The organism is Vibrio galatheae (assembly GCF_000967545.1).
In the GTDB taxonomy this organism is placed as follows: domain Bacteria; phylum Pseudomonadota; class Gammaproteobacteria; order Enterobacterales; family Vibrionaceae; genus Vibrio; species Vibrio galatheae.
The window spans coordinates 87,354-100,864 of record NZ_JXXV01000015.1; the positions used below are offsets into that span (position 1 = coordinate 87,354).

Annotated in this window: 12 protein-coding genes; 8 read left to right on the plus strand and 4 right to left on the minus strand. The window is 44.2% G+C overall.

Annotated elements, in window-relative coordinates; genetic code table 11:
* Nucleotides 1-2: 2 nt before the first annotated feature.
* Together dsbB and nhaB are read right to left on the minus strand one after the other, a co-directional pair.
* Nucleotides 3-521 carry a disulfide bond formation protein DsbB gene (dsbB, locus tag TW81_RS08465; protein ID WP_045955275.1) on the minus strand — a complete coding sequence of 173 codons (519 nt, stop codon included), beginning with the start codon at nucleotides 519-521 and terminating at the stop codon, nucleotides 3-5.
* Between the two features lie 92 nt (nucleotides 522-613).
* On the minus strand, nucleotides 614-2,203 hold the full coding sequence (gene nhaB / locus TW81_RS08470) for a Na(+)/H(+) antiporter NhaB (protein WP_045955276.1): 1,590 nt from the start codon (nucleotides 2,201-2,203) through the stop codon (nucleotides 614-616).
* 672 nt (nucleotides 2,204-2,875) lie between these two features.
* On the opposite strand from nhaB, the gene fadR reads away from it, so the two are divergent.
* Nucleotides 2,876-3,715, plus strand: coding sequence for a fatty acid metabolism transcriptional regulator FadR (fadR, locus tag TW81_RS08475; RefSeq protein WP_045955277.1), 840 nt, complete (start codon nucleotides 2,876-2,878; stop codon nucleotides 3,713-3,715).
* A gap of 128 nt (nucleotides 3,716-3,843) precedes the next feature.
* On the opposite strand, the gene TW81_RS08480 is transcribed toward fadR, so the two are convergent.
* Both TW81_RS08480 and TW81_RS08485 read right to left on the minus strand, forming a co-directional pair.
* Complete coding sequence (locus tag TW81_RS08480) at nucleotides 3,844-5,016, minus strand: DUF1887 family protein (RefSeq protein ID WP_045955278.1); 1,173 nt, start codon at nucleotides 5,014-5,016, stop codon at nucleotides 3,844-3,846.
* Between the two features lie 142 nt (nucleotides 5,017-5,158).
* Complete coding sequence (locus tag TW81_RS08485) at nucleotides 5,159-7,150, minus strand: methyl-accepting chemotaxis protein (RefSeq protein ID WP_045955279.1); 1,992 nt, start codon at nucleotides 7,148-7,150, stop codon at nucleotides 5,159-5,161.
* 220 nt (nucleotides 7,151-7,370) lie between these two features.
* Here TW81_RS08485 and hinT point away from each other — a divergent pair, with 220 nt between their 5' ends.
* The 7 genes from hinT to TW81_RS08520 all read left to right on the plus strand — a co-directional run bounded on the left by hinT (nucleotide 7,371) and on the right by TW81_RS08520 (nucleotide 13,456).
* A complete protein-coding gene (hinT, locus tag TW81_RS08490) occupies nucleotides 7,371-7,721 on the plus strand; it encodes a purine nucleoside phosphoramidase (RefSeq protein ID WP_045955280.1) in 351 nt (116 codons plus the stop codon).
* A 121-nt stretch (nucleotides 7,722-7,842) separates the two neighbouring features.
* Nucleotides 7,843-9,240 carry a COG3014 family protein gene (locus tag TW81_RS08495; protein WP_045955281.1) on the plus strand — a complete coding sequence of 466 codons (1,398 nt, stop codon included), beginning with the start codon at nucleotides 7,843-7,845 and terminating at the stop codon, nucleotides 9,238-9,240.
* Nucleotides 9,237-9,629 carry a YcfL family putative periplasmic lipoprotein gene (locus TW81_RS08500; RefSeq protein ID WP_045955282.1) on the plus strand — a complete coding sequence of 131 codons (393 nt, stop codon included), beginning with the start codon at nucleotides 9,237-9,239 and terminating at the stop codon, nucleotides 9,627-9,629. Before TW81_RS08495 ends, TW81_RS08500 begins: the two co-directional genes overlap by 4 nt.
* A 27-nt stretch (nucleotides 9,630-9,656) precedes the next feature.
* Nucleotides 9,657-10,247: a penicillin-binding protein activator LpoB gene (gene lpoB, locus TW81_RS08505; RefSeq protein ID WP_045955283.1), complete on the plus strand. Its 591-nt coding sequence runs from the start codon at nucleotides 9,657-9,659 to the stop codon at nucleotides 10,245-10,247.
* A gap of 31 nt (nucleotides 10,248-10,278) precedes the next feature.
* Entirely contained in the window at nucleotides 10,279-11,133 is an 855-nt protein-coding gene (locus tag TW81_RS08510) for a phosphotransferase (RefSeq protein WP_045955284.1), read from the plus strand.
* 100 nt (nucleotides 11,134-11,233) lie between these two features.
* Nucleotides 11,234-11,776 (plus strand): alpha/beta hydrolase YcfP, encoded by a 543-nt coding sequence (gene ycfP / locus TW81_RS08515; protein WP_045955285.1) that lies wholly within the window; start codon nucleotides 11,234-11,236, stop codon nucleotides 11,774-11,776.
* A 390-nt stretch (nucleotides 11,777-12,166) separates the two neighbouring features.
* Nucleotides 12,167-13,456, plus strand: coding sequence for an NAD(P)/FAD-dependent oxidoreductase (locus TW81_RS08520; RefSeq protein ID WP_045955286.1), 1,290 nt, complete (start codon nucleotides 12,167-12,169; stop codon nucleotides 13,454-13,456).
* Nucleotides 13,457-13,511: the final 55 nt, after the last annotated feature.

Here is a 13,511-nt window from a genome sequence, read left to right on the forward strand (position 1 = left end):
GACTACTTGCTCTTAGCAAATTGTGCAAGCACAAAGGGGACTAGAGCGATCAAATAAGCAGAGAAGATAACCACTAACCACTGGGGCATTGATAAATCGAAGAATTGCCAAACAACCTTGCTGCAGTCACCGTAAGCTTCAAATAACCACGGTGCCCATTGGTTTAATGGTGCCCAATCGGGAAACGTGACAAACAAGTCACATGTCTTGAAAGGTGAAGGATTAAATTGATAATCAACATGTTGGAGTGAAAGCGTTAAACCTTGATAGGCGCTTGCTCCCCACGCTGCGAAGCCTAACCAGCGTGCAGCAAGGCTGTTGGGTGCGATTAGGCCAATGATAGCCGCGCCACCAATACCAAACATGGCGACACGTTCATAAATGCACATCACACAAGGTGCTAGCATCATCACGTGTTGAAAAAACAAAGCACATGCTTCAAAGGCTACAATGGATAATAAAAGCAACGCCCAAGGTAGACGCCCTTTAGAAAAAATTTTCAAACTAGAAAGAATGTTCACACAGATGTCCTGTATTAAAAAAGCTCTGAATATTCAGAGCTTTTTATCTTGCAAAAGTTTCGGTAGCAACAAAAACTTTTCTACTTTATTGATTAATGCCCGTTGGACATGGTTGGGGTTAGTTCACCAACGTGTTGGGAAATCCAACCTGCATCATAGAACCAAAGGGTCATAGGTTCTACGAAGAAGATAATGCCTGCTAAACCGACCAGTGCAAGCACTATCGTATAAGGCAACGCCATGATTACCATACGGCCGTAGGACAGGCGAATTAAAGGTGCCAATGCAGAGGTCAGGAGGAATAGGAATGCAGCTTGACCATTCGGTGTTGCAACAGAAGGTAGGTTGGTACCTGTATTGATTGCAACAGCGAGTAAATCAAACTGTTCACGAGAGATAATGCCTTCAAGCAGGGCCGTTTTTACTTCGTTAATGTAAACCGTTCCGACGAACACGTTGTCCGATACCATCGACAACAAACCATTCGCCACATAGAACAACGCGAGCTGTGCGCCTTTGTCTTCCACGTGCAGTACCGCATCAATAACGGGTTTAAACAGCTCTTGGTCAATAATTACCGCGACGACTGCAAAGAATACCGCTAATAGCGCTGTAAATGGCAATGCTTCTTCAAACGCTTTACCCATTGAATGTTCTTCGATCACACCAGTAAACGCTGTGGCTAAAATAATGACTGAAAGACCGATTAGGCCAACAGCTGCTAAGTGAAGTGCTAAACCAATAATTAACCAAACCGCGATGATGCCTTGAATCCAAAGCTTGGCAACATCTTGCTTAGTGCGTGATTTGCGCTCTTCTTGGTCGAAATCAACCAGAATCTGACGGACATTGTCAGGTAAGCGTGCTCCATAACCAAACATGCCAAGTTTTTCTACTAAGACACAAGTGATCATGCCGCAGATAAACACAGGTGCAGTTACAGGCAACATACGGATAATAAACTCACCAAATTGCCAGCCTGCTTGGTCCGCAATGATTAAGTTTTGCGGTTCGCCCACCATGGTCATTACACCACCAAGCGCGGTACCAACGCCAGCATGCATCAGTAGCGAGCGCAGAAATGCGCGGTAATTTTCTAGATCGTCGCGAGTGAGTTCCGATAAATGGTCATCTTGAGTGTGATCGTGGGAAGCATGCGGACCTTGTCCAGAAGCCACCTTGTGATAAATAGCGTAGAAACCTACCGCAACACTGATAACCACGGCGATAACGGTCAAGGCATCCAAGAATGCTGACAAAAATGCCGCTGCAACACAAAAAGCCAGTGATAACATACTCTTAGAGTGAATGCCTAGCAGTATCTTAGTAAAAATAAACAGCAACAGTTGCTTCATGAAATAGATGCCAGCAACCATAAAGACTAGCAGTAGCAGGACTTCAATATTAGCAACGAGCTCGTGCTTTACTTGCTCTGCGCTGGTCATGCCAATTGCGATGGCTTCAATAGCCAGTAGACCACCAGGTTGAAGAGGGTAGCACTTTAGCGCCATCGCAAGCGTGAAGATAAACTCCGCGACGAGTAGCCAGCCAGCGACAAAAGGGTCGACGAAAAAGAAAACAATCGGGTTAATAATGAGGAATGAAATGATGGCAACTTTGTACCAATCTGGGGCTTTACCAAGAAAGTTCTTAATAAACGCACTCCCAAGTGACATCGGCATGATTTAAATACTCTTAATGTTGTTATGAACAGACACTGTGCGCGCTTGATTCATTTAATCGGAAAGTTGAGGTTTTCTGACTTATGGAAATCCCTCCATCAGTAAAAAAACAAACCCAATTCAACAGTGACTTAGAAAAACAGCATTCCGTAGGCAATCATGTGGTCTTGCCAAGTCACTCCCTGAGAAAGACAAGCACTCCTTACTTCGGTCGCCACTGTACTCTCCAACACAATTTAGTCAATGGTAAAATCGGTTTGAGTTTTTGATTCCCCAACTTTTGTTTAAAAACGCGATCAAAGTGGCGTAAACAAAATGTTAGAGTTGTTGAAAATGCGACTTAATGCAGGCAACGCGTCGAAAGCGTAAAATAAGAAAGATTATGTGATTATATTGAATGAAAATGACACTTTAATTATGTGATTTTTCAAACTTAGATTTTGCTCGTGAAATAGTAACTGTAAGGGGTACGGAGTTGAGCCGAATATGAAAGGTGAAATTTATCACACTTCATATCTTAAGTGGGTTTAATGAAACCTGAATAACGTTAGAGTTTATACTCCATTATGGCTTTGCCGCACGTTTACTAAGTGGTGGTTTCCGATATCGAAAAACTAGTGGTATGATGAGTTCCACTAGACCCATATAAATACAAGTTTGGATAAGATATAAATGGTCATTAAGGCAAAGAGCCCAGCAGGTTTCGCGGAAAAATACATCATTGAAAGTATTTGGAAAGGTCGATTCCCCCCTGGTTCTATTTTACCAGCAGAACGTGAGCTCTCTGAACTAATTGGCGTAACACGTACAACTCTTCGAGAAGTACTACAACGTTTGGCCCGAGACGGGTGGTTAACAATTCAACACGGCAAACCGACGCGCGTTAACCAATTTATGGAAACCTCAGGTCTGCACATACTTGATACATTGATGACGTTAGACGCAGAAAATGCCACGTCAATTGTTGAAGATTTGCTTGCGGCACGTACCAACATCAGTCCTATCTTTATGCGTTATGCATTTAAGGCCAATAAAGAAAGCTCAGAGAAAACTATTTCTAGCGTGATTAACTCATGTGAAGCTTTACTCAATGCTGAATCGTGGGACGTATTTATGGAGTCATCACCTTATGCGGATAAAATACGTCAGCATGTAAAAGATGATGGTGAGAAGGATGAAGTTAAACGTCAGTCCATATTGATCGCCAAAACGTTCAATTTCTACGATTACATGCTGTTTCAACGCTTAGCTTTCCATTCTGGTAACCAAATCTACGGATTGATCTTTAATGGCTTGAAGAAGCTGTACGATCGAGTAGGCAGTTTTTACTTCTCTAATCCACAGGCGAGATCACTGGCACTCAAGTTCTACAGAGATTTACTTGAGGTGTGTGAGACAGGCAATCGCGAACAGATCTTAATCTTGATCCGTCATTATGGTTTGGAAAGTGCTCAAATCTGGAACCAGATGAAAACCAATTTACCAACCAATTTCACTGAAGATGACAGTTAACAAAGTTTAAATTAACAAAACCGCCTGCTAGGCGGTTTTTTGTTATTAGAGCTGTTAATTTGCTTCGCTTAAACTTTATTCAAGGTAACAGTGCGTTAATCAGGTGGGATTTGCCGTTTACTTCATAACTAGCAGTCAGCGCAGGCTTCATCCTGACCGCCAGCTTCCGTAAACCAAGTGGTAAGGTGCAGTTTGAGGTCTTTCAGTTCATCAGGGCCGATTAGCGCTAAGCCTAGGTCTTCAGCACGGGTAATGTCATTATGACGAAGTGGGCGGAAGCTGACTAACATGGCGCGAGCCTGTAAGCCGCCTAATAAATCACGCAGTGATTCAAGTTTGTATAAGGTATCATCACCATCATCTCGCATTCCTTTGGTTTTACACTCGATGATGTGGAGTTTATTGTTCACTACTGATGCCACATCAAGCTCATTGCGTACTTCACGCTCCCCTAATTGGCGATAAACCTGAACATTGAGAGAGCGATCTTGAATCGTGGGCATATCTTGTTGAATTTGACGTACCGTGCTGTGTACCAGCGTTTCCAACCATTCACCATTTGAAAAACGACGTGCGTCTTCATTGGCAAATGTCAAAATCCCATTTTGATAGGTCGCGATTTCGGCTTCAACTAAGTCGCTTAGAAGCATATTGAGCTCACGATAGCCTTGTTGTTTTTCCGATAGCTCCACGTCTAAACGCTGTTCTTTTCGGCAGGTAGTCGCAAGATAATTTAATGTTGCGAGGCCAGGCCCCAGCTCCAATGCATTGCTCGCCCAGCGCTCACCGAGTTGATACAGCTTTTGGTCGAGCTGAGGAGGTAGGTTATGTTCGCTGAACTCACCGCGAGCACCAAAAATGGTGAGGTAATCTTCAATGGTGATTCTGTCTTGTACTTGGGCGTCTTCGTTCCCGTCAGGGTAGAGCCAACACAGTTTATCGCTGCTCGGTTCAACGACAAATATTGTCCACTGATAGGAACGGAAGACTTCATAAATCGAAAGTAAACGGTGACGGAGTCCACAGCTCGCATTTAATTTGACATCTTCTCCACGCGCTTTTAGCTCTTCTGCGAGAGTTAATACGGCCTGTTTGATTTTTGATGGATTGGCAACGTTAGGGATCTCAAAAAATTCGGAAGTGATCCCACGTTTATTTAAAACGTTCTGCAGGCGTGAATACATATCACACTGAGTAGATACACCAATAAAAACGATGTGATTGCTGACGCTACGATTATCTAGAAGGGGAGTGACCAAGCGAATAGGGTCTTGGTCAATGATGCCAACATGAACTGCCATAGTTATTCCTCATGCTTGGCTTGCAAAAAAGTGAATTAAAAAGAGGGCAAGCCTATTAACCATATGATGACACAGGATATAAAAAACAAGGGCGGCTATCAAAAATAGCCGCCCTTACTAAAACAATGACATTATCCTGACTTTACAGCTTAAACCTGTGGACTAATTCACCTTGTTGGTTGGCAAGATTAGATAGGTTATCGCTCGTTTGCGCGATTTGTGCCATCGCTTGGTAACTTGTATCAGCAATCAGGTTGATCTCTTCAATGTTGCGTGCGATGTCGCCAGTCGTTTCACTTTGCTCCGCTGCAGCTTGAGAAATGTGACCACTCATTTGACTGATTTCAAGAATAAGCCCTTGAATCTCTTCCATCGCACTGTTGGCATTTGATGCCTGCTCTACAGAAAGCTCCATGTCATCCATACAGCTTTGAATGACCTTATTCGCTGAAGTTGAGCTGCTTTGCAAATTACTGATCATGCTTTCAATTTCAGCAGTGGACTCGGTTGTACGTTGAGCAAGTACGCGGACTTCATCCGCAACCACAGCAAAACCGCGACCCTGCTCACCAGCGCGTGCCGCCTCTATGGCAGCGTTCAATGCCAGTAGATTGGTTTGCTCAGCGATATTGCGGATAACATCGAGAATGCTACCGATTTGACTGCTCATGGCTTGCAGATCTTTAACTGCGTCTACAGATTGAGTTAAACGTGTTTCGAGCTGGTTGATCGTCGTGATGTTGGTGCCCATAATTTGACGACCAGATTCAGAGGCTTTCTCAACTTGCTCAACCATTTGCTGCGAGTTTTGGGCACTTTGCGCGACTTCTTGTACCGAGTGTGCCATTTCTGTCATCGCTGTTGCGACGTTTGCCGTCTGTTCGCGCTGTTGGCTAAGCTGCGATTGCGCTTGCGAAGACGTTTGTTGGTTGGTTGTCGCGGTTTGCGTTAGATTATCTGAAGCGTCATTAAGTTTGACCAAAATACCATGTAGGTTGTCGGCTAACGAATTGATGTGATTACTCACGCGGCTGAACTCGTTGTTGTAACGGATATCAATTCGCTGAGTCATATCACCTTGTGTCAGTGACTCCAATGTTTTTAGGATACGAGTCAAAGGCTCGCGTACACTGTGCGCAATATGGTAACCGATGGCAAGCGCCATTAAGATCACTACCGCACCGATAGCGACAGAGCGGACAACACCTTGTTGGTAAACATCCCCCGCTTCTTGCAACGATGCATCTAATGCCTGAGTCGCAACGTCACTAAATGAGTTAAGTACCGCCATCGTCGCATCAACCTGTTGGGTTAGGCTAGCAATGTTTGCGTACAACGCATCTTTGGCAAGTAAGTAGGCGCTGTGTTGATCTAACACCCCACCTTTCTGACCGACATCTCTGGTGAACTGTTGAACCGATTCGTCAAACGCTTTCTTAAGCTCAGGCATTTGTGTAGACAGTCCGCGATACGCGTAATTTAAGTGCGTAACCGCTTTCTTGTTCTTAGCTACAGCTTGTGTCACTAACTCGGTATTGCTGCTTGCTAATGCGTCAGACGTAGTAAGCTCGGCATCTTTCAATTTGATAAAGTAGCTTTTTGCCATCACTTTGACCGAAATACTGCTTTGGTCATCCACGTACTCTTTCATGCCGATGCTAAGTTCAGAATGTAAGCGTTGGAAACGGCGAGTGGACTTTTGCACCTCTTCTTGAGCAACAAACATTGCGCGATAGTTGTCCATCGCTTGCTCAGCTTCAGAGAAGTAGCTTTGTTCCATTTCTTTAAGTTGGAGTAGTGATTCCTCTAATTGAGGTTGGCCAGCGCTCACTTGTTCCAATTGTGCGAGCTGCGCAGAGTATGCGTCTTTCATTTGCGCAAATTGATCTGATAGCAGATCCATGCGCTCAAAGCTCTGAGTGGTCAAATAGTCCTTAAAGAGTTTGTCTGCTGACAGTAACGCCACGCTAGTTTGGTTCGATTGGGAAACTAATGGCAGTGAAGTGTTAGAAACACCTTCAAAATTTTGATGTATTTGTTGCATTCCTCGCGTCATCATCAACGTAGTAACGATGAACATTATAATGATCAATGCAAACCCAGCGTACATGCGCCTAATCACTGAGCCCTTCATAGATCTCTCCCTGCAAATAAATTGTCTTAAAAATTTAACAAAAAGAAGACCATTGTATTGATATAGAGACACACATTTTTTGACGCACAATACAAATTTAACTTGTGAATATTAGCGAATTCTCGAATAAGTGAACTGAACGGTGTTTTTTATTGTGATTTTAGGAAGCTTGACGCATACTCGTTTCAATTCAATCATATCTATTCCGATGGAGCCCTTCATGGCAGAAGAAACCATTTTCAGCAAAATCATTCGTAAAGAAATTCCCGCAGATATTGTTTATCAAGATGATCTCGTCACCGCGTTTCGCGACATCAACCCTCGAGCGCCTAGCCATATTCTAATTATTCCCAATAAGCTGATTCCTACTGTAAATGATATCGAGCAAGATGATGAGATCGTGATGGGCCGAATGTTTACTGTGGCAAAAAAATTGGCCAAACAAGAAGGTATTGACCAGCAGGGGTATCGCCTGATCATGAATTGCAATGCGCATGGTGGCCAAGAGGTCTATCATATCCATATGCATTTAGTTGGCGGTCGACCACTCGGGCCAATGTTAATGAGCTGATAGCTTATTGACATGAATTTGACCTTTCTCGGTTTGGTATCGTCGTTCAAGTTGCTTAAAATCGGGTGTGAGTCAGTATGTCACAAGCGTAATGTTATCAAGGGTAGAATTGGAGTAGGAAGTGCATAAACGCGTCCGCCTTGTCGCCGCAATTATGAGTAGCTTGGTACTTTCCGCATGTGCCAACCTTTCTGTGGGCAATTTGTTTAGTCATTACAGCGCGCAAAATAGTGAATTGCATCAGGCGTTGACAGCTGGCCGTTATGAGCAAGCACAAGAGTTACTGTCAGATTCCATGGCTGGCGATATTCTAGATAACTTTGAAAAAGGTAGAATTTACCTACTCAATCAGCAGTACTCTGAAAGTCTCAGTGCATTTGAATTGAGCGATGATGCGGTGCGCCGTCAACAAGATCAGGCGACGGTATCCGTATCTGAAACGGCGATGAGTATCAGCGCTCTGGCGGTGAATGACAACTTAAAAACGTATCAGCCTGCCGATTATGAATTAGGTTTTTTGCATCTTTATCTGGGGTTAAATTACTTGAGTGATAACGACCTAGAAGGTGCGTTGGTGGAGATGCGCCGAGCCAATCAGGTTCAAGAGCAGGCGCGCAAAGATCGAGTGCGTGAGTTAGAGTCTGTTCAGCAGCAAGTGCAAGCACAGGGGGTTGCGCCTAGTTTGGGAAGCGTTCTGGCAAACTACCCAGACGCAGGCGAAACGCTGCAAGCGATACAAAATGGCTACTTGCTCTATTTGTCTGCACTACTATATGAAGCAGACAACGATCTAAATAGTGCATACGTTGATTACCGCCGGGCATTGGCAGTAATACCAGACAACCTTCAGGTCAGTGATGGCACGAAACGTGTAGCGAAACGTCTAGCCATGACAGAAGATCTTGCCAAGCTTGAGCAACGCTATGGTAACGCAAGTTATCTAGCATCGGATAAAGGTCGGGTGGTTGTGCTTGATGAACGTGGTGTTGTTGAGGCGATGAAAGGGTGGAACTTAACGCTGCCAATCTCTCGCGGGAGCAATTATGGACTTTATAGCGTAGCTCTGCCTTATTATGCGAATGGCTCTACGCCGCAGTTTAGTTCGGTATCGTTAAATGGTAATCGTATCGAAGGTAATTTGCTGACAGATGTTAACTTGATGGCAAAGCAAAACTTAACTGAACGTATGCCTTCTATCGTGATTCGCCAAGCTTTGCGAGTATGGGCGAAAGAAGAGCTGCGCAGAGAGGCAACAAAAAATAACCCAGATGATATAGGCAATGCGTTGTTTAACGTCTGGAATACACTGACGGAGCAGCCAGATACACGTAGTTGGTTGACCTTACCCGGAGAAATCTACAGTGCAAGTGCCATCGTAGAACCGGGGGAACAATCAATACAAGTTGAAGGTCAAAATCACAAGTTTATGGTTGAACCAGGGCGCACGACCCTTGTTTGGTTGTCACGTCAAGGAAACAACGCAACCATATGGCATAAACAATTAGGGAACATACGATGAAAAAATGGCTTATATCCTTGGCCGCAGCGGTTTTGCTGGCAGGATGCGCGAGTAGTAATACGGCCGGTTTGCGTATCGACGGAGCCTCGCAAACCGTGATCTTTGGCGATAACGTCTTAGCGGGTCAAATCAGTATTGAAGATATCTCCACGGTAGATGTCGACGGCCGTGCCCGAGGTGTTGTGCGACTCCTTAACCAAAGTAAGGGCGACCAATATATCCAGTATCGTTTTTATTGGTATGACGACCAAGGTTTAGAGGTCAACAACAAACTTAGCCCTTGGCGTCAATCAATTCTGCGTGGCGGCGAAGAGGTCTCGATTTCTGAAATCTCAATTAATCCGAATGGTCGCCAGTTTCGCGTTCAGATTCGTCAACTTGATAACTAATTGAAAGCAGTATTTAAGGAACCAACAATGAAAAAAAGTGTAATCGCATTACTTGGCTTAGCTGTGATATTGGGGGGTTGTTCTAATCAAGTGAGCTATGGTGACGCTCAAGCGGTTGAAACAACGACCATTGATTTTGGTTCAACAGATTTACAGAAAATTGCCGCAGAGATGGTCGATAGCATGATGATGTCGGGCTCGGTTGCAGCAATCACCAGAGACTCTCGTCCAATCGTATTTGTTGAACGAATCAAAAACAAAACCAGCGAACACATAGATACCGAATCGATCACTGATACGATTAGCACCAAAATGCTCAACTCGGGTAAATTCCGTTTTGTAGATATGGGCCGTGTCGAATCGGTACGCGAACAGCTTAATTTCCAAAACAACGATGAGTTAGTCAACCAAAGTACAGCGATTCAGTTTGGTAAAATGGTGGGAGCGCAATACATGTTGTATGGCAATCTAGCCAGCATTAACAAGAACGCTGGTAGCGATAAAGATGTCTACTACAAAATGACCATGCGTTTAATGGATCTTGAAACAGGCTTGATTGAATGGGCCGACGAAACCGAGATTCGTAAGCAAGAATCAAAAAGTTTCCTCGGGTTATAAATTTAGTTTTTAGCGTAGGAAAGGAGGGACTATGGCGCGAATGTCGTGGAGTGAAGCTTGCCAACTCGACAGCTCATTATTGTCTCTGGAAACCTTCTTTCCTTTTCCTCCTGACTATGCACAAACGCTGACGGGAGGCTTAACCAATCGTTGTTGGAAAGTGGTCGCAGCAGATGGCAAAGCGTACGTTTGGAGACCTTCAACCCATATTACTCAAGCTTTCTCTATCTCTCGTTTTCAAGAGTACCAGATACTGAGCGCGATAGAATCAACAGGCATCGCGCCTCATGCAATTCATATCAATGACCAAGGACTTTTGGTTACCTGGATTGAAGGTGAGTCTCTCGGTGGGGGGATAGCGTTTGATTCGTTGCTGAAAACCATGATAGCGATTCATAACATCAGCACGAAAAGAGTGCCCGTTGCTCCGTTTAACTTTACCGCACGCGTTGACCATTATTGGATGCTGCTTGATGACAGGTATAAAGTCGAACCCTATATATCGATTTACAACCAATGGCGTCGAGCGCCGAGCCTTGCGGATGTAGGACATACCTTGTGTCATTTTGATTTGGCTGGTTACAACATGGTACGAACTGAAACGGGAAACAAAGTTATCGATTGGGAGTATGCCGCCATTGCGGATCCGAGATTAGATCTGACGCTTTCGATTGATGTCATGGGTGAAAGGCCACTGGAAGCCATCTACCGTTATTGCCAACTACGGGGAATTGAGGGGGTTGATGATTGGGTCGAAGGCGTGCTGGCGTGGCAACCTAGAGCAAATATGATGGCGATGCTGTGGTATTTGCTCGCCAACCAGCTGTGGGGGGATGAGCAATATTTAATTCAAGCTCGTAAACTTCAGGAAATAATTTGTAGCTAAGATCACTGTTTAGTGGTTTTGCTCAGTTAAAGTCATAGCACGAGCTTTAAAACCTTATTTTTCATGGTAGATTAAAATCATAAGGTTCGAGGGAATTTCAATGATTATATATTTACACGGTTTTGATTCGACCAGCCCAGGCAACCATGAAAAGGTGCTTCAGCTTCAGTTTATCGACGATGATGTGCGTTTCATCAACTACAGTACTCTCCATCCAAAGCACGATATGCAACACTTGCTCAAAGAAGTGCACAAAGTGATTGAGCAGTCCGACGATAAAAATCCCATTATCTGCGGTGTTGGTTTAGGTGGCTACTGGTCAGAGCGTATCGGCTTCTTATGCGGTATCAAGCAAGTGATTTTTAATCCCAACTTGCATCCAGAACTGACGATGCAAGGTCGTATTGATCGCCCAGAAGAGTATGAAGATATTGCGACTAAGTGTGTGTCTGAGTTTAGAACGAAGAACAAGGATCGTTGTCTGGTGATACTCTCTAAACAAGATGAGATTCACGACAATGGTAAAACGGCCGCTGAACTAGAGAACTACTACAATATCATTTGGGATGAGAATCAAACCCATAAGTTCAAAAAAATCTCTCAACACCTGCAAACGATGAAAGCGTTTAAACAAACAGACTAGATGTAAATACACATCAACCACAGCAAAGCGATAGGGGGAACTCTGTCGCTTTTTTATTGTTCAATCGACTCTATTCCTTACAATTTATTAGTGGGATAAATTGAATATTGGGTTGCGTGTCATGTTTTGCTCTATATAATGAACTGGTTACAAATTTTTTGATAAATATCAAAAAAAATTGAGAGCAAGTCAAAACTTGCCCATGATTGTGCTTTGGCGATTAAAAAGCATTGAGTGATTCGGCTCTTTTTATACAACGTGTCATATAACAAGCCCTCTACTTCTAGGGCAATAGCGAACAACAACTCGCGGCTAGACTAAAAATGCAGAATTTCATCGAGTCGAACATCGGCTTGATCCAGTTTTATTTTATTTTTTGAGGAAGTTGCTGTGACACGAATTATCGTAGTAGGCGGCGGTGCAGGCGGGTTAGAGCTTGTCACCAAATTAGGTCGCACACTTGGCCGCAAAGGTCGCGCGAAAGTAACCTTGGTTGACCGCAAGGCAAGCCATCTATGGAAACCACTTTTACATGAAGTGGCGACGGGTTCCTTAGACGAAGGGGTGGACGCATTAAGCTACCGTGCTCACGCAAAAAACCATCACTTTGATTTTCAGATGGGTAGTCTAGAAGACATCGATCGTGTGCGTAAGGTAGTGAAACTGCATGAGCTTAAAGACGAGAACGGTGAGCTTTTGATGCCAAGCCGTGAGATAGAATATGATATTTTAGTCATGGCGATCGGTTCCACTTCCAACGACTTCAACACACCAGGGGTACGTGAGAACTGTATCTTCCTAGACAGTCCTGAGCAGGCACATCGTTTCCGTACGGAAATGAATAACGAGTTCCTGAAACTTCATGCCAAGAACGGCAATGGCACGGTCGATATCGCGATTGTTGGCGCGGGCGCGACAGGTGTTGAACTTTCAGCAGAGCTACACAATGCAGTGAAAGAGCTACGTACCTACGGTTTTGGCGACTTAGATTCAAGTAAACTGAATGTCAACTTAGTGGAAGCGGGTGAGCGTATTCTTCCTGCTCTACCACCTCGTATTTCAGGCGCTGCGCATCAAGAGTTGACGAAGCTTGGTGTAAACGTACGTACTGCCACTATGGTCACCCAAGCTGAAAAAGGTGGGTTGGTGACCAAAGACGGCGACAAAATCCCCGCACAGATCATGGTCTGGGCGGCAGGCATTAAAGCGCCTGATTTTATCAAAGATCTTGCAGGTCTAGAAACTAACCGCATTAATCAGTTGGTGGTCAAAGAGACACTGCAAACCACACGAGATGACGATATCTTTGTTATCGGTGATTTGGCGCAATGTACTCAAGCCGATGGCACATTTGTTCCACCACGTGCTCAAGCTGCGCATCAAATGTCTAGCCGCGCATTTTCTAACATTGTGGCTAAACTAAATGGTCGTGAAATGAAACCTTATGTATACAAAGACAAAGGTTCACTGGTTTCGCTAAGTCGCTTCTCAACGGTGGGCAGCTTGATGGGTAACCTGACTAAAGGCTCTATGATGATAGAAGGGCGAATTGCACGTGTGGTGTATATTTCTCTATATCGACTGCATCAAATGGCGCTGCATGGCGTATTTAAGACCGGTTTGATAATCCTGATGGGACGTATTAATCGTGTATTACGACCAAACCTAAAATTACATTAATTCGATTGAATTGGTGGCAAAAAAGAGCGCAGATGCGTAATGCCGATCAGTTAAG

What these genes read in the sequence shown, in the direction of transcription:
- TW81_RS08480 (WP_045955278.1), bottom strand. Translation starts at nt 5,016, where the DNA reads ATGGCAGTTCATGTTGGCATCATTGACCAAGACCCTATTCGCTTGGTC.
- lpoB (WP_045955283.1), top strand. Translation starts at nt 9,657, where the DNA reads ATGAAAAAAAGTGTAATCGCATTACTTGGCTTAGCTGTGATATTGGGG.
- nhaB (WP_045955276.1), bottom strand. Translation starts at nt 2,203, where the DNA reads ATGCCGATGTCACTTGGGAGTGCGTTTATTAAGAACTTTCTTGGTAAA.
- TW81_RS08510 (WP_045955284.1), top strand. Translation starts at nt 10,279, where the DNA reads ATGGCGCGAATGTCGTGGAGTGAAGCTTGCCAACTCGACAGCTCATTA.
- fadR (WP_045955277.1), top strand. Translation starts at nt 2,876, where the DNA reads ATGGTCATTAAGGCAAAGAGCCCAGCAGGTTTCGCGGAAAAATACATC.
- hinT (WP_045955280.1), top strand. Translation starts at nt 7,371, where the DNA reads ATGGCAGAAGAAACCATTTTCAGCAAAATCATTCGTAAAGAAATTCCC.
- ycfP (WP_045955285.1), top strand. Translation starts at nt 11,234, where the DNA reads ATGATTATATATTTACACGGTTTTGATTCGACCAGCCCAGGCAACCAT.
- TW81_RS08500 (WP_045955282.1), top strand. Translation starts at nt 9,237, where the DNA reads ATGAAAAAATGGCTTATATCCTTGGCCGCAGCGGTTTTGCTGGCAGGA.
- TW81_RS08485 (WP_045955279.1), bottom strand. Translation starts at nt 7,150, where the DNA reads ATGAAGGGCTCAGTGATTAGGCGCATGTACGCTGGGTTTGCATTGATC.